The organism is Nocardioides sp. NPDC059952 (genome assembly GCF_042730435.1).
In the GTDB taxonomy this organism is placed as follows: Bacteria; Actinomycetota; Actinomycetes; order Propionibacteriales; family Nocardioidaceae; genus Nocardioides.
Genome location: NZ_JBHWLY010000038.1, coordinates 1 through 14,255, shown reverse-complemented (window position 1 = coordinate 14,255; position 14,255 = coordinate 1). Strand labels below are relative to the sequence as shown.

The 14,255-nt window shown below is 69.9% G+C and carries 18 protein-coding genes and 3 tRNA genes; 14 read left to right on the top strand and 7 right to left on the bottom strand.

Annotated elements, in window-relative coordinates; translation table 11 throughout:
• Positions 1 to 8 precede the first annotated feature (8 nt).
• The 10 genes from ACFV9G_RS17735 (at position 9) to ACFV9G_RS17690 (ending at position 5,896) form a co-directional block, all read left to right on the top strand.
• Entirely contained in the window at positions 9 to 941 is a 933-nt protein-coding gene (locus ACFV9G_RS17735) for an ROK family protein (protein ID WP_378728810.1), read from the top strand.
• Entirely contained in the window at positions 938 to 1,327 is a 390-nt protein-coding gene (locus tag ACFV9G_RS17730; protein WP_378728809.1) for a CidA/LrgA family protein, read from the top strand. Before ACFV9G_RS17735 ends, ACFV9G_RS17730 begins: the two co-directional genes overlap by 4 nt.
• Positions 1,324 to 2,001 (top strand): LrgB family protein, encoded by a 678-nt coding sequence (locus ACFV9G_RS17725; RefSeq protein ID WP_378728808.1) that lies wholly within the window; start codon positions 1,324 to 1,326, stop codon positions 1,999 to 2,001. The genes ACFV9G_RS17730 and ACFV9G_RS17725 overlap by 4 nt, the downstream gene beginning before the upstream one ends.
• A 27-nt stretch (positions 2,002 to 2,028) precedes the next feature.
• Positions 2,029 to 3,438 carry an amidase gene (locus ACFV9G_RS17720; RefSeq protein ID WP_378728807.1) on the top strand — a complete coding sequence of 470 codons (1,410 nt, stop codon included), beginning with the start codon at positions 2,029 to 2,031 and terminating at the stop codon, positions 3,436 to 3,438.
• A 16-nt stretch (positions 3,439 to 3,454) separates the two neighbouring features.
• Positions 3,455 to 3,527, top strand: a tRNA-Thr gene (locus tag ACFV9G_RS17715).
• Between the two features lie 50 nt (positions 3,528 to 3,577).
• A tRNA-Met gene (locus ACFV9G_RS17710) sits at positions 3,578 to 3,651 on the top strand.
• Positions 3,652 to 3,697: 46 nt separating this feature from the next.
• Positions 3,698 to 3,868, top strand: a complete 171-nt coding sequence (gene rpmG / locus ACFV9G_RS17705; protein ID WP_045551858.1) for a 50S ribosomal protein L33 — start codon at positions 3,698 to 3,700, stop codon at positions 3,866 to 3,868.
• Between the two features lie 213 nt (positions 3,869 to 4,081).
• Positions 4,082 to 4,489, top strand: a complete 408-nt coding sequence (locus tag ACFV9G_RS17700) for a MaoC family dehydratase N-terminal domain-containing protein (RefSeq protein ID WP_378728806.1) — start codon at positions 4,082 to 4,084, stop codon at positions 4,487 to 4,489.
• Positions 4,489 to 4,887 (top strand): MaoC/PaaZ C-terminal domain-containing protein, encoded by a 399-nt coding sequence (locus ACFV9G_RS17695; RefSeq protein WP_378728805.1) that lies wholly within the window; start codon positions 4,489 to 4,491, stop codon positions 4,885 to 4,887. Before ACFV9G_RS17700 ends, ACFV9G_RS17695 begins: the two co-directional genes overlap by 1 nt.
• On the top strand, positions 4,880 to 5,896 hold the full coding sequence (locus tag ACFV9G_RS17690; RefSeq protein WP_378728804.1) for a UDP-N-acetylmuramate dehydrogenase: 1,017 nt from the start codon (positions 4,880 to 4,882) through the stop codon (positions 5,894 to 5,896). The genes ACFV9G_RS17695 and ACFV9G_RS17690 overlap by 8 nt, the downstream gene beginning before the upstream one ends.
• Here the strand turns inward: ACFV9G_RS17690 and ACFV9G_RS17685 are convergent.
• Together ACFV9G_RS17685 and ACFV9G_RS17680 are read right to left on the bottom strand one after the other, a co-directional pair.
• Positions 5,874 to 6,545, bottom strand: coding sequence for a response regulator (locus tag ACFV9G_RS17685; protein WP_378728803.1), 672 nt, complete (start codon positions 6,543 to 6,545; stop codon positions 5,874 to 5,876). The two genes, ACFV9G_RS17690 and ACFV9G_RS17685, sit on opposite strands and share 23 nt — an antisense overlap.
• Entirely contained in the window at positions 6,542 to 7,648 is a 1,107-nt protein-coding gene (locus ACFV9G_RS17680) for a sensor histidine kinase (protein ID WP_378728802.1), read from the bottom strand. The genes ACFV9G_RS17685 and ACFV9G_RS17680 overlap by 4 nt, the downstream gene beginning before the upstream one ends.
• 171 nt (positions 7,649 to 7,819) lie before the next feature.
• On the opposite strand from ACFV9G_RS17680, the gene ACFV9G_RS17675 reads away from it, so the two are divergent.
• Positions 7,820 to 8,185 carry a DUF6223 family protein gene (locus ACFV9G_RS17675; protein ID WP_378728801.1) on the top strand — a complete coding sequence of 122 codons (366 nt, stop codon included), beginning with the start codon at positions 7,820 to 7,822 and terminating at the stop codon, positions 8,183 to 8,185.
• A gap of 79 nt (positions 8,186 to 8,264) precedes the next feature.
• On the opposite strand, the gene rlmC is transcribed toward ACFV9G_RS17675, so the two are convergent.
• From rlmC to ACFV9G_RS17650, 5 genes are read right to left on the bottom strand one after another with little or no spacing between them, the layout of a single operon-like run.
• Entirely contained in the window at positions 8,265 to 9,377 is a 1,113-nt protein-coding gene (rlmC, locus tag ACFV9G_RS17670; RefSeq protein WP_378728800.1) for a 23S rRNA (uracil(747)-C(5))-methyltransferase RlmC, read from the bottom strand.
• A gap of 3 nt (positions 9,378 to 9,380) precedes the next feature.
• Entirely contained in the window at positions 9,381 to 9,773 is a 393-nt protein-coding gene (locus ACFV9G_RS17665; protein ID WP_378728799.1) for a DUF4190 domain-containing protein, read from the bottom strand.
• A gap of 3 nt (positions 9,774 to 9,776) precedes the next feature.
• Positions 9,777 to 10,427, bottom strand: a complete 651-nt coding sequence (locus tag ACFV9G_RS17660; protein ID WP_378728798.1) for a DUF4190 domain-containing protein — start codon at positions 10,425 to 10,427, stop codon at positions 9,777 to 9,779.
• Between the two features lie 15 nt (positions 10,428 to 10,442).
• A complete protein-coding gene (locus ACFV9G_RS17655) occupies positions 10,443 to 11,507 on the bottom strand; it encodes an adenosine deaminase (protein WP_378728797.1) in 1,065 nt (354 codons plus the stop codon).
• On the bottom strand, positions 11,504 to 12,787 hold the full coding sequence (locus ACFV9G_RS17650) for an aminotransferase class I/II-fold pyridoxal phosphate-dependent enzyme (RefSeq protein WP_378728796.1): 1,284 nt from the start codon (positions 12,785 to 12,787) through the stop codon (positions 11,504 to 11,506). The genes ACFV9G_RS17655 and ACFV9G_RS17650 overlap by 4 nt, the downstream gene beginning before the upstream one ends.
• Before the next feature lie 128 nt (positions 12,788 to 12,915).
• On the opposite strand from ACFV9G_RS17650, the gene ACFV9G_RS17645 reads away from it, so the two are divergent.
• The 3 genes from ACFV9G_RS17645 (at position 12,916) to nusG (ending at position 14,145) form a co-directional block, all read left to right on the top strand.
• Positions 12,916 to 12,988 (top strand) — tRNA-Trp (locus tag ACFV9G_RS17645).
• Positions 12,989 to 13,033: 45 nt separating this feature from the next.
• Complete coding sequence (secE, locus tag ACFV9G_RS17640; RefSeq protein ID WP_378728795.1) at positions 13,034 to 13,276, top strand: preprotein translocase subunit SecE; 243 nt, start codon at positions 13,034 to 13,036, stop codon at positions 13,274 to 13,276.
• A 62-nt stretch (positions 13,277 to 13,338) separates the two neighbouring features.
• The gene (nusG, locus tag ACFV9G_RS17635; RefSeq protein WP_378728793.1) at positions 13,339 to 14,145 is read left to right on the top strand and encodes a transcription termination/antitermination protein NusG; all 807 of its coding nucleotides are present in this window, start codon (positions 13,339 to 13,341) and stop codon (positions 14,143 to 14,145) included.
• The last annotated feature ends 110 nt before the right edge of the window (positions 14,146 to 14,255 follow it).

The following is a 14,255-nucleotide window of genomic DNA, read 5'->3' as shown; positions in this document are numbered from 1 at the left end:
CTGCAGTCGTGAGTGACGAATCCTCAGACCCAGGGGTCGTGCTGGCCGTGGCGGTGGGCCGCAGCCGCAGCCAGGCGGCGGTCTTCGACCTCGCCGGGCGCGAGCTGGCCGGAGACACCCGTGACCACGAGGTCGGCATCTCCGCCGAGGTGCTGATGCCCGAGGTCGTCGAGCGGATGACCAAGATGGTGACCTCGATCGACCTGCCGGTGCTGGCGATCGGGATGAGCCTGCCCGGTGTGGTCAACCCCGATCTCGGGATGAGCATCGACACCCCGGCGATGGGCGGCTGGGACGGCGTCCAGCTGGCCCCCTACTTCACCGCGCTGACCGACGCGCCGCTGATCCTCGCCCATGACGCCCACGCGCTGGCGCGCTCGGAGCTCTTCAACTCCGACCATCCCGTACGCAACGCCCTGGTCGTCAAGGCCTCGACCGGTCTCGGCATGGGCATCATCGTCGACGGCAAGGTCGTCACCGGCGCCCTCGGAGCGGCCGGCGAGATCGGCCACACTCGCATCGACGCGGCCGGTGACCGGCCCTGCCGCTGTGGCTCGACCGGCTGCCTGGAGACGGTCGCGGCCGGCTGGGCGCTGGCCCAGCGGCTGACCGACTCCGGCGTCCCCGCCGGTCACGTACGTGACCTGGTGGCCGCCGCGAACGACGGTGACGCCGTCGCGCGCGGGCTGCTGCGCGAGGGTGGGCGACAGCTCGGCGAGGTCGTGGCCGCGGCCGTCAACCTGCTCAACCCGGAGGTCGTCGTCATCGGCGGTGACATGGCCGGCGCGTTCGACCTCTACACCGCCGGGGTGCGCGAGAGCGTCTACGCCCGCTCCAACCCGATCGCCACCCGCGAGCTCACCTTCATGGCCCAGCTCCACGGCGACTCCTCGGGCCTGGTGGGCTGCGCGGCGATGGCGATCGAGTCTCTGACCCCGTGATCGTCGGCCTGCTCTGGCTGCTCGGGTGCCAGCTGGCCGGAACCGCGATCGTCGAGCTGACCGGGATCCCGCTGCCTGGACCCGTCGTCGGGATGCTGCTGCTCTTCGTCGCCCTGGTCCTGCGGCGCCGTGACGGCGAGGACGACCCGGTCATCCAGGTTGGCGACTACTTCCTCTCCCACCTGCAGCTCTTCTTCATCCCGGCCGGTGTCGGTGTGATCGCCTACCTCGCGGTCATCCGCGACGCGGCGCTGCCGATCGTCGTCGCACTGATCGGCTCCTGGATCCTCGGCCTGGCCACCGTCGGCTGGGTGCTCAGCCTGTTCCTGCGCCGCGTGCCCGAGGTCGCAGGCACCGAAGGCGCGCCGGGGGAGGAGATCGAGTGAGCGTCATCCTGTGGCTGTTCGTGACGGTGGCGGCGTACGAGTTCGGGCGGTGGCTGCGGGCGCGGACCCGTTCGCCGCTGGCCCAGCCGGTGGCGGTGGCGATCGTGATCGTCGGCACCCTCCTGGCGGTCAGCGGCACGACCTACGACGACTACGCCGACGCCACCACCTTGATCAGCTTTCTGCTAGGCCCGGCGACGGTCGCGCTGGCGATCCCGCTCTACCACCAGGTCGCGCGGCTGAAGGGGATGGTGGTGCCCGTCCTGGTCGCGCTGACCGCCGGTGCCGTCGTGTCGATGGTCAGCGGCATCCTGCTGGTGCGCTGGCTCGGTGGCGGCGACGTGCTGGAGCGGACGATGGCTCCGAAGGCCGTGACGACGCCGGTGGCGATCGAGCTGGCCGACCGCCTGGGCGGCTATCCGGAGCTCGCGGCGGCCTTCGCGATCGTGATCGGAATCGTCGCGGCGATGGTTGCGCCGCGGGTGCTGACCCTGATCGGCATCCGTGACCCGCGGGCCCGCGGCGTCGCCGTCGGAGCGGTCTCTCACGGCATCGGCACCTCCCGGATGCTGGAGGAGAGCCGCGTCGAGGGCGCCTTCTCCGGACTGGCGATGGGGCTCACCGCGGTTGTGACATGTCTCCTGGTTCCGCTGGTGGCGTACCTCCTCCTCTGAGGCTGCCGCGGGCTTAACGTTGACGGCATGGCTCGAGTGCACGCCTTCACCGACGACGTACTCGGCACTCTCGACGCGGTCGGGGTCGCCGATGCCCTGCGGCGCGGTGACTTCAGCACCCTCGAGGCGGTCGAGGCGTCCATCGCCCGGATCGAGTCGGTCGACCCGGAGCTGGGGGCGATGGCCTACCGCACCTTCGACCGCGCCCGGGTCCAGGCCCGCTCGCCGCGGGCCGGCTTCTTCGCCGGAGTGCCGACGCTGGTCAAGGACAACACCGACGTGCTCGGGGTGCCGACGCGCAACGGCACCGACTCGTACGTCGCCGGCCCGGCGACCCGCAACGAGGAGGTCGTCAAGCTGCTCGGGAAGCTCGGTCTGATCTCGCTCGGGAAGAGTCAGCTCTCCGAGTTCGGCTTCTCCGCGACCGCCGAGCATCCCCGGTTCGGACCGGTGCGCAACCCGTGGGACACCGCCCTGGCCTCCGGGGCGTCCTCGGCCGGAGCCGGTGCGCTGGTCGCCGCCGGCTCCGTCCCGCTCGCCCACGGCAACGACGGTGGCGGGTCGCTGCGTATCCCGGCCTCGGCCTGCGGCGTGGTCGGCTTCAAGCCGACCCGCGACCGGCTCCCGAAGAACCCGCTGTACGGCCTGCTGCCGGTCAACCTCGTCGTCGACGGCGTCCTGACCCGGTCCGTGCGTGACACCGCCGCCTTCCTGCGGGAGGCCGAGCGGGTCCACCACACCCATCTGCCGCCGATCGGCGACGTCACCGGCCCGTCGGCGAAACGGCTGCGGATCGCGATGTACACCGAGGCGCTCGGCCGCTCGGCCGCCCCGGAGGTCGCCGACCTCGTCCGGAAGACCGCCGCGGTGCTGGAGGAGCTGGGCCACACCGTCGAGGAGGTCGCCCCGCCGGTGCCCGCCGGGTTCGATGCTGACTTCGTCCTCTATTGGGGCTCGCTCGCGGTCGCGCTGGCCAACGCCGGGCCGCTGCGTGGCCGCACCTGGGACCGCACCCGCCTGGACAACCTCACCCTCGGCCTCTCCGCCGCGACCCTCAAGAACGCGCGCACGTTGCCCGCCGCGATCAATCGGCTGCGCCGCTCCACGGTGCTCGCGGAGGGGTTCCATGCGGCGTACGACGTGGTCCTGACGCCCACGGTCTCCCACGCCACTCCGGAGATCGGCTATCTCGCGCCGACGCAGCCGTACGAGCTCGTCCTGAAGCGGCTGATGGACTGGGTCGCCTTCACTCCGTGGCAGAACGTCACCGGCGGTCCGGCGGTGTCGCTGCCGGTCCAGCGGACCGCTTCCGGGCTGCCTCAGGGGATGATGTTCGGCGCCGCTCCGGGGGCCGAACGTACGCTCCTGGAGGTCGCTTTCGAGCTCGAGGAAGCGATGGGCTTCGCCGATTTGTTGAGTGCGCCGGCCCTGCCGTAACGTTCTCTTTCGCAACGCCCCTTTAGCTCAGTCGGCAGAGCGTCTCCATGGTAAGGAGAAGGTCTACGGTTCGATTCCGTAAAGGGGCTCTGGAGTTCGGGACCCGCGGTAGAAATACTGCGGGCCTGATTCCTGTTGAGGCGGGGTAGCTCAGGCGGTTAGAGCGCACGACTCATAATCGTGAGGTCGCGGGTTCGATCCCCGCCCCCGCTACCGCCAAAGACCGCATCACCTCGATCAGCACTGTAAGGAAACTCCTGTGGCCAGCAAGAGCAGCGACGTTCGCCCGAAGATCACCCTCGCTTGCACCGAGTGCAAGGAGCGGAACTACATCTCGAAGAAGAACCGTCGGAACGACCCCGACCGCATCGAGCTCAAGAAGTACTGCCCGCGTGACCGCAAGCACACCGTGCACCGCGAGACCCGCTGACGCCTGTCTTCTAGGTAGAGCGCGACGCTGATCTGCGCTCCGAACGCCCCGCCCCCGCCACTGAATTCCAGATGGCCGGGAGGCGGGGCGTTCGTCATTTGCCGAGTTGGCGCTCCGGTCGGCCGAGTTGGCGCGGGCATGCCATCTCGGCCGACGTACGTGACGCTTCGGCCGACGTGGGTGACTTCTCGGCGGGCCACTAGAGTTGGCCGTATGGCAGTTGATGGGTCGCTCGTAGGGCGCGCGTTTCCTCCGACCAGGCCCTATCGGGTCACCGACGAGAAGGTGCGGGAGTTCGCCGCCGCCGCCGGCGTGAGCTGGGAGAGCGGGGACCCGGTTCCGGCGACGTTCCCGATCGTGCTCGCCTTCGACGCGATGAACGCCTTCCTGGACGACGTCCAGGTCGAGCTGTCGCGGATCGTGCACGGCGAGCAGAAGTTCTCCTACGCCCGCCCGATCGCGTCGGGGGACGTGCTGGTCGCGACCCTGAGCGTCGCCTCGCTGCGACAGATCGGCGGCAACGACATCATCGGCACGGTCTCGGAGATCACCGACGACTCCGGGGCGGTCGTGTGCACCACGTCCGCCACCCTGGTCCACCGAGCGGCGGAGGTCGCGTGATGACGCTCGAAGCAGGCGCCGAGCTGGCCCCGAAGACCTATCCCGTCACCCGGGCGTCGCTGGTGCGCTACGCCGGCGCGAGCGGCGACTTCAACCCGATCCACTGGTCCGACCGGATCGCCACCGCTGTCGGCCTCCCCGGCGTGATCGCCCACGGCATGTTCACCATGGCGCTGGTCGCCCGCGCGGTCTCGGAGTGGACCGACGGAGCCGAGGTCGTCGACTTCGGCGCCAAGTTCACCAACCCGATCGTCGTGCCCGATGACGACGAGGGCACCTCGGTGACGGTCAGCGGCACCGTGAAGTCGGTCGAGGACGGGCTGGCGACGATCGCCCTGACGGTCGTCTCCGGCGACCAGAAGGTCCTCGGCATGCCGAAGGTCTCCGTACGTGTCTGAGTCCTTGTCGAACCACACCACCTTCCATCTCGGCGGACCGGCGGCGGAGTTCGTCACCGCGACCACCGAGGCGGAGATCATCGAGGCCGTGACGGCGGCCGACGCTGCCGGGAAGGATCTGCTCGTCCTCGGCGGCGGCAGCAACCTGGTCGTCGCCGACGCCGGCTTCCCGGGCACCGTCATCAAGCTGGCGACCACGGGGGTGTCGGCGGAGCCGGTCGAGGGTGGCGTACGCGTCACGGTGGCTGCCGGCGAGACCTGGGACGACTTCGTGACGACCGCAGTCGACAAGGGCTGGAGCGGTGTCGAGGCGCTCTCCGGCATCCCCGGCAGCGTGGGCGCGACTCCGATCCAGAACGTCGGGGCGTACGGCCAGGACGTCTCCCAGACCATCACCTCGGTCAAGGTGTTCGACCGCGAGCTTCGCGAGGTGCGGAGCTTCACCGCCGAGGAGTGCGGGTTCGGCTACCGCTGGTCGCGTTTCAAGGCTCTGCCCGGGCGGCACGTGGTCCTCGAGGTCACCTTCCGGCTGGGCACCGACGGTGAGACCGGCTCCCCGATCGCGTACGCCCAGCTCGCCGGCGCGCTCGGCGTCGAGCAGGGCACCAGGGTGCCGTCCAAGCAGATCCGCGAGGCCGTACTCGCCCTGCGCCGCAGCAAGGGCATGGTCATCGACGAGGCCGACCACGACACCTGGTCGGCGGGCTCGTTCTTCACCAACCCTGTGGTCGCACCCGAGGACGTGCCCGAGGGTGCTCCGGCCTACCCGCAGCCCGACGGCACCGTGAAGACCTCTGCGGCCTGGCTCATCGACCACGCCGGGTTCAAGAAGGGCCACGGCAACCGACGCGTGTCGCTCTCCACGAAGCACACCCTCGCCCTCACCAACCGCGGCGAGGGCACGACCGAGGATCTGCTCGCCCTGGCGAGAGAGGTACGCGACGGGGTCGAGGCGGCGTACGGGATCGTGCTCGTCAACGAGCCCGTCATGCTCGGCGTGGAGCTCTAGGAGCGACCAGCCCGGACTCGTAGGCGAACACCACGAGCTGGGCGCGGTCGCGCGCGTGCAGCTTGGTCATGGCCCGGTTGACGTGGGTCTTGGCGGTCAGCACGCTGATCACCATGGCCTCGGCGACCTGGTCGTTGGTCATGCCTCGGGCGACCAGGGCGACCGCCTCGCGCTCCCGGTTGGTGAGGTCGGCGAGCCCGAGGGGAGCCTCGGCAGGGCTGGGCTGGCTCACGTAGTGGTCGATCAGCGCGCGGGTGACCGACGGTGCCAGCAGGGCGTCGCCTCGTGCGGCGACCCGCACCGCGTGCACGAAGTCCTCCGGCTGGACGTCCTTGACGAGGAAGCCGGCGGCGCCGGCGCGCAGGGCTTCGAGGACGTACTCGTCCATGCCGTAGTTGGTCAGGATCACCACGTGCACGTCACCCAGCGCCGGGTCGGCCGCGATCCGCCGGGTCGCCTCGAGACCGTCGGCCACGGGCATCTGGATGTCGACCATCGCCACATCCGGCAGGTGCTCGCGGGCGAGCGCCACCGCCTCGATGCCGTCGGCCGCCTCGGCGACCACCTCGATGTCGTCCTCGATGTCGAGGAGAGCCCGGAAACCGCTGCGGATGAGCGGCTGGTCGTCGACCAGGAGCACCCGGATCACGACTGCCGCTCCACCGGCAGCCGCGCCTCGACCATGAACCCGCCCTCCTCGCGGGGCTGTGCCCGCAGCTGACCTCCGAGGGCGGAGACCCGCTCCCGCATTCCCAGCAGACCGATGCCGGGCACCGTCGTGGCCGGTGCACCGGTGCCGTTGTCCTCGACCCGGATCCCGAGCGAGTCGGGCCGATGGTCGATGTGGACCGACGCGGTGGTCGCCGCGGCGTGGCGGGTCACGTTGGTCAACGCCTCCTGGACGATCCGGTAGGCCGTCCGGCCCACCGCGACCGGCACCGAGCCGGGCTGCCCGTCGACGGTCAGCGTGACGTCCAGTCCGGTGGACCCGGCGGATCCCACCAGGTCGCGTACGTCCTCGAGCCCCCGCGGCGGGTTCGGATCGTCGTCACGCAGCGCCGTCAGCGTGGCCCGCAGCTCCCGGGCCGCCTCGCGCCCGGCCTCCCTGATCGCCAGCAGCGAGTCGGGGACCTCCTCGCCGCGCCGCTGGGCCACATGGACGGCGGCCTCGGACTGGATCTTGATGACCGAGATCTGGTGGGTGAGGGAGTCGTGCAGCTCGCGGGCGATGTGGAGGCGCTCGTCGTCGGCCCGGCGCTGGGCCGCGGCCTCTCGGGTGCGCTCGGCCTCGTCGGCCCGCCGCTCGGCCTGCCTGAGCGCCTCGCCGGCGGCGCCTGCCGCGATCAGCCAGGCGATCTCCAGGGCTCCGCGAGCCTGCTCGGAGGCCGCGCCGACGTCACCCACGGAGGCGTACGCCACCAGGAACAGCCCGCTCTGCATCACCACCGCGACCAGCACGGTGACCAGCCGGTGCCCTTCCCGCACGGCTGCGTAGACCGCGACCAGGAACGCGATCACCGCGACATCGAGTCCGAGTGCCTGGAAGGCCAGCCCACAGGCGCCGCTGGCGACCAGCACGGCGACCGGCGCGCGGCGCCGGACGACCAGGACCAGGCCGCTCGCGACCAGCGCGGCGTAGCCGAGCAGCTGCCCGGAGCCGGGCTGGTCGCCGCTCAGCGCCGCAGCCAGCTGGGCCACGGCCACTCCTACGGCGATGACCCAGTCCCCGACTGTGATCCGCCGCCTGGCCATGCGAGCAGGATATGCCCGCGACGCCGCCCCGCGAGTCCGTCAGGCGCAGCACCTCCGGCTACCACGTACGCAGTAGCGGCGGCGCCGAAGAGTCCACGCAGGCAGGACGACGCAGCCGTGCGCCGAGGAGACGATCGAGTCATCCGATGGAACTCGACCAAGGAGTCTCACATGTCCCTGAACGATGTGCTCGTCAACGCTGCCGGCACGGATGTCGGCGCCTACACCCTGACCACTGCCCGGCTCTGGGCGACGCTCGCCGCGTTCGTCGGCCTGGCCGGAGTCGTGGCCGGCGCGACGGCGCTGGCCCGTGCCGTACGCGGCGTCGGCAACCGTGGCCGCAACGGCGCCGTCATGGCGCTCGCCTGTGGCGCGATCGCCCTGGTCGTCGGCGTGGTCAACCTGATCGTGGCCGACGGCGGACCCGGCACCGGCAACGGCGTGGTCGGCGGAGGGATGGCGATCGTCCTCGGCCTCGCCGCCGTAGTCCTCGGCGCCCTCACCCTGCGCAGACCCCGCCGAGTCGGCGCGTCCTGACCGAAACCATCGCCGAGTCGGCGCGTCAGAACGAGCCGACTCGGCCGGATTTTTGGTCAGTTCAAGCCGACTCGGCGGCTCATCGGCGTGTCAGGGAGACGAGCACCTCGTGGTGGTCGGTGTTGGGGAACATGTCGAGCAGCCTTGCTGACACCGGCTTCAACGAGGGCATGTCGCCCAGGTCGCGGGCGAGGGTGTCGACGTTGCACGAGGAGTAGACGACGTGCTCGACCCCCGACTGCTCTAGCCATCCGGCGAGCGAGGGGCCGATGCCGCGCCGGGGTGGGTTGACGATGACCAGCTCGGGCGCGGCAGCGGCCGAGAGGGCGTACGCGGTCGCATCCCCGGCCACCCAGCTGGTGCCCGGCAGCCCGAGCTCGGCGGCGGTCGAGGCGGCGGCCTCGATGGCCTGCTCGCTGGACTCGACTCCGAGCACCTCGCGCCCGGGCGCGGCGACGTGCAGCCCGAAGCCGCCGACGCCGCAGTAGAGATCCCATACCGAGCTCGGTGACACCGAGGAGACCAGGTCGCGGGCATGGCGGTAGAGGGCCGCTGCCACGGAGGTGTTGGTCTGGAAGAACGAGTGCGGGCGCAGCCGCAGCCCGATCCCGTTGACCTCCATCGTGAGCGCCTCGCGGGCGGTCAGGAAGATCTCCTCCGGGCCTTCGATGACGGCCTTGTGCTCCGGCTGGACGTTCACCGAGGCGACACCGATCGGAAGCGCGTCCAGCAGGGCAGGAAGGTGCTTGCGCAGCCGCGACAGCGCCTCGGTCGACCGCAGCACCCAGCGCACCATCAGCTCCCCGCCAGGCGCCTCGGTGACGATCACGTGCTTGAGCTCACCGCGCCGCTCCGGCACCGAGTAAGGGGTCAGCCGCGCGGTCGTGACGAACCGGGACAGGACCGGCAGCGCGGCCTGCAGCCCCGGGGTGTGCAGCCCGCACGCGAGCAGGTCCACCCCGAGACCGTCGTGGGACAGGATCCCCAGCGTCGGCGCCTCCACCGAGCCGGCGACGACCATCTTCGCCTTGTTGCGGAAACCGGCCTCCGGGCTGGAGACCGGTTCCTCCCAACGTACGTCCCCGAGAGCTTCGGCGACCCGTCGCTGCTTCTGGGCGAGCTGGTCGGCGTACGCCATCTCCAGCCAGCGGCAGGAGCGGCAGGCGCCGGAGGTGAAGTAGCCGCAGTCCATCCGTCAGATGCGACTGAGCATCGCGTTGACGCTGTCGAACGTCGTGGTGCTGGTGTCCTCGGAGACGACGACGAGCATCACGATGATGAAGATGACGTAGGCGACCCAGAAGAGCAGGTAGAGCGCCCCGAAGATCGTCCCGATGATGCCGGTGATGAAGCCGGCCTGAGCGTTGCCGCGTCCGCCGTAGGCTGCGGGGTTGGCGTCGATCTCGGCCATCACCCGCTTGCCCTTGATCCATCCGAACGGCGCGATGAAGACGCCGATCCCGCCGCACATGACCGACAGGCACAGCCCGACGATCCCGAAGATCATCGCCGAGTTGGCCTCGGGGTGCGGAGGCTGTGGGAAGCCGTACGGCGCCGGCTGGTAGCCCGGTGGGGGCGTGTTCGTCATCGCTCAGAACTCGCTGTCGTACGGCTCGTACCCGCTGTCATAGCCCGAGTCGAACCCGCCTGCGATGCCGATGATCACGAAAATGGCGATCGCAAGGATGCCTAGGATCAGGAAGATGGTGCCGATGATGCCCAGGATGAAGCCCGCCTGCGCCGAGCCCCGGCCGGTGAGGGCTCCGTTGGACGCGTCGATCCGCTTCTTCGAGGCCAGGCCCATGAAGAGGGCGAACGGCGAGAGGATCAGCGGGAGGTAGCAGGTCACGATGCCGGCGATGCCGATGATGCCCAAGACCATCGCCGTCGTCGCGCTCGAGTCCGGGCGGCCGACCGGACCTGCGTACGCGGCCGGAGCGCCGTAGGGAGCCTGGCCGTAGCCCGGCTGACCGCCGTATGCGGGCGGCGGAGGCGTCCCGTAGGACGGAGCCGGCGGAACCGGCGGCTTCTGGTCGAAGCTCGCGCCACCGTAGGGGTTCGGCGGCTGCTCACCGTACGTCTGGCCGTACATCGGCTGGGTCGGCGCAGGCGGCGTCGACGCAGGCGGATTCGCCACCTGGGTCGCGTCGGAATCGGCCGGCTCGGACGGGGTCGGCGCAGGCGGCGTGGCGGCGTCGGCCGGCTTGTTGGGATCGGGCTGATCGTCGGACGGGTTCGTCATGGCCGACATTCTGTCTTAACTTGTCGGATCCGTGGGGTGCGAGGGCGTGCTCAGCCAGTCGTCGATCTCGGCGAGCAGACCCTTCTTGGTCGATTCGGGCGCGGTCGAGGCGGTGATCGACATCCGCGCCAGGTCGGCGAGGGTCTCGTCGGACAGCTCGTGAGCAGCCCGCATGGTGGCGTACTGCGCCGCCAGCCGGGAGCCGAACAGCAGCGGGTCATCGGCCCCCAGCGCCACGGTCGCACCCGCGTCGAGCAGCTGCGGCAGCGGCACCGAGGTCAGGTCGGAGTAGACGCCGAGCGACACGTTCGAGGTCGGGCAGACCTCCAACGCGACGCCCGCCCGCACGATCTCGTCGAGCAGCGCCGGATCCTCGGCAGCGCGTACGCCGTGACCCAGCCGGGTCGCGTGCAACGACCGCAGCACGGTGCGGATGTGCTCGGGACCGCGCAGCTCACCGCCGTGCGGCATCAGCCGCAGACCGGCGCGCTCGGCGATCTGGAAGGCGTGGTCGAACTCCTCGGTCCGCCCGCGCCGTTCGTCGTTGGAGAGCCCGAAGCCGACCACACCCTGGTCGACGTACTGCCCGGCCAGGCGCGCCAGCGTGCGCGCGTCCATCGGATGCCGGGTGCGGTTGGAGGCGATGATCACCGCGATCCCGAGCCCGGTCGCCCGCTCGGCGTCGCCGACGGCGTCCAGGACAAGGTCCGTGAAGGCGGTGATCCCGCCGAACCTCGCCCCATAGCCCGACGGGTCGACCTGGATCTCGAGCCACCTGCCCCCGTCGCGTACGTCGTCCTCGGCGACCTCCATGACCAGCCGTCGGATGTCCGCCTCGGTGCGCAGCACCGAGCGCGCCACGTCATAGAGGCGCTGGAACCTGAACCAGCCCTTCTCGTCGGCCGCGCTCAGGGTCGGCGGCCAGTCCGCGACCAGCTGCTCGGGCAGCCGGATCCCGTCGCGAGCAGCCAGCTCGAGCAGGGTCTGGTGGCGCATCGCACCCGTGAAGTGCAGGTGCAGATGCGCCTTCGGCAGCGTACGTAGGTCGCGTCGGTCGGCAGCGATTGGCACAGAAGTCACGCGAGCAGCTTCTCCACAGCAGCCAGCTTCACGCACACCGTGACGACCTCCATGGCCCCGCTGACCTGCTCCAACGGTGGGAAGGACGGCGCCAGCCGGATGTTGGTGTCCTCCGGGTCGTGCTTCCCGGGGAAGGCCGAACCGGCCGGGGTCAGGGCGACGCCAGCACTCTTGGCCAGCTCGATCACCTTGGTCGCGGTGCCGGGGAGCACGTCGAGGCTGACGAAGTAGCCACCGGCGGGCTTGGTCCAGGTCGCCACCCCGAGCGAGCCGAGCTCGTCGGTGAGCGCGTCCTCGACGGCCGCGAACCGCGGCGCGAGCAGCTCGCGGTGCTTGGCCATGTGCTCACGTACGCCGGCGGCCGAGCCGAAGAACTCCGCGTGCCGGAGGTGGTTGACCTTGTCCGGGCCGATGGCGCCGTTGCTCAGGTGGTCGAGCCACCAGGCGACGTTCTCCTTCGAGCCGCCGAAGAAGCCGACGCCCGCGCCCGCATAGGTGACCTTGGAGGTCGAGGCGAAGACCAGCGGACGGTGCGGGTTGCCGGCCGCGTTGGCCAGCGAGACGATGTCGGCGGTCTTGGTCTCGGCCGGGGTCAGGTGGTGCAGCGCGTAGGCGTTGTCCCAGAAGATCTTGAAGTCGGGGGCCGCCGTCGGCATCGAGGTGAGCCGCTCGGCGATCTCCTGCGAGGTGGTGTCACCGGTCGGGTTGGCGTAGGTCGGGACCAGCCACATGCCCTTGATCGTCGGGTCGTCCTTGACCAGGGCAGCGACGGCGTCGGCATCGGGCCCGTCGGCGTGCATCGGCACGGTCAGCATCTCGATGCCGAACCACTCCAGGAGCGTGAAGTGACGGTCGTAGCCCGGCACCGGGCAGACGAACCTGACCGTCTCCTCCCGGCCCCACGGCCGCTCGCTGTCGACGCCACCGTGAAGCCACAGGTACATCAGCGTGTCGCGCATCATCGTGAGGCTCGAGTTGCCGCCGGCGATGAGCTGGGCGGTCTCCAGGCCGAGGAGCTCTGCGTAGATCTCACGGATCTCGATGCCGCCCGCCAGGCCACCGTAGTTGCGGGTGTCGGTGCCGTCCGGGGCCGTCGTCGACTTGGGGAGATGGAGCAGGCCGTCGGAGAGGTCGAGCTGGTCCGCGGAGGGCTTGCCCCGGGTCAGGTCCAGCTTCAGGCCCTTGGCCACCAAGTTGTCGTACGCCGTGCGCTGCTCCGTTGCGAACGCTTCGAGTTCCTCGCGCGAGAGCTCGGCGAGGGGACGGGGATCTGAGGTCATGCGGTCAATCCTATGGGTCACGGGGGCCCAGTTTGGAACGCGTGAACACGAGTGCGTAGACTCACCGTTGGTGGTCTTCCCACATGGTTAGCCGCGCCCTCAACCGCGCGTCTGATGCAGACCTCCGTAGGGCACTAGCTCAACTGGCAGAGCATCGGTCTCCAAAACCGAAGGTTGGGGGTTCAAGTCCCTCGTGCCCTGCAAAGCCGGACCAGCGATGGAAACGTTTCGAGAGAAGGTGGCGGCGTGACGGACAGCAAGGCAGTCCCGACTCCGAACGACAAGAAGGAGAAGCGCACCAGTCTCCCGACGTTCTACCGTCAGGTCGTGGCCGAGCTCCGCAAGGTCGTCTGGCCGACGCAGCAGCAGCTCTCGACGTACTTCGTCGTGGTTCTGGTCTTCGTCCTGGTCATGATGGCGATCACCGCGGGCCTTGACCTCGGGTTCGGCAAGTTGATGTTCTGGGTGTTCGGCGGCCGCGACGCGTGATCGCGTGGGCCCCGGCCCGCAGAGCACACCCGAAATACACATTCAACGGTTTGGAGCAGGACGTGTCTGAGCAGGACTACACCGAGGAGACCGAGGTCCTCGAGACGGCCGAGGCCGCCTCCGACGTGCCTGCAGAGGCCGAGCTCGACGCGGCCGACGAGTCCGACGACGCTGTCGAGGCCGAGGACTCCTTCGACGAGATCGTCGAGGGCGAGGCGCCCGAGGCCGCGGACGACGACCCGCTCGAGGCCTTCCGCCGCGAGCTGTGGGCGAAGCCGGGCGACTGGTTCGTGATCCACACCTACTCCGGCATGGAGAACCGGGTGAAGTCCAACCTGGAGAACCGCATCGTCTCCCTCAACATGGAGGACTACATCCACGAGATCGTGGTCCCCACCGAGGAGGTCCCGGAGATCAAGAACGGCCAGCGCAAGATGGTCAAGCGCACCGTTCTCCCGGGTTACGTGCTGGTCCGGATGGACCTCACCGACGAGTCTTGGGCGGCCGTACGCCACACCCCGTCGGTCACCGGTTTCGTCGGCCACAGCCACCAGCCGGTGCCGCTGTCGATGACCGAGGTCGAGAACATGCTCGCCCCCGCCGTCGTCGCCCAGGCCGAGGCCGAGGCTGCCGCCGCCGGTGAGGCCGCGTCCGCCGCCTCCGGCGCCACGGGCACCGCCAAGAAGCCCGTCGAGGTCGTCGACTTCGCCGAGGGCGACTCGGTCACCGTCGTCGACGGCCCCTTCGCCACCCTCCACGCGACCATCACCGAGCTCAACGCCGAGTCCCAGCGCGTCAAGGCGCTCGTCGAGATCTTCGGCCGCGAGACCCCCGTCGAGCTCTCGTTCAACCAGATCGAAAAAGTCTGAGCCTATGACCTGCGACGAAGTCGCAGGTCATAACGCGAAAAGGTCGAGCCGGTCGAGACTCAGCTTCTGAGAATCATCAACGCGGAACGCCCGGGCACAAAGCCCGGGCG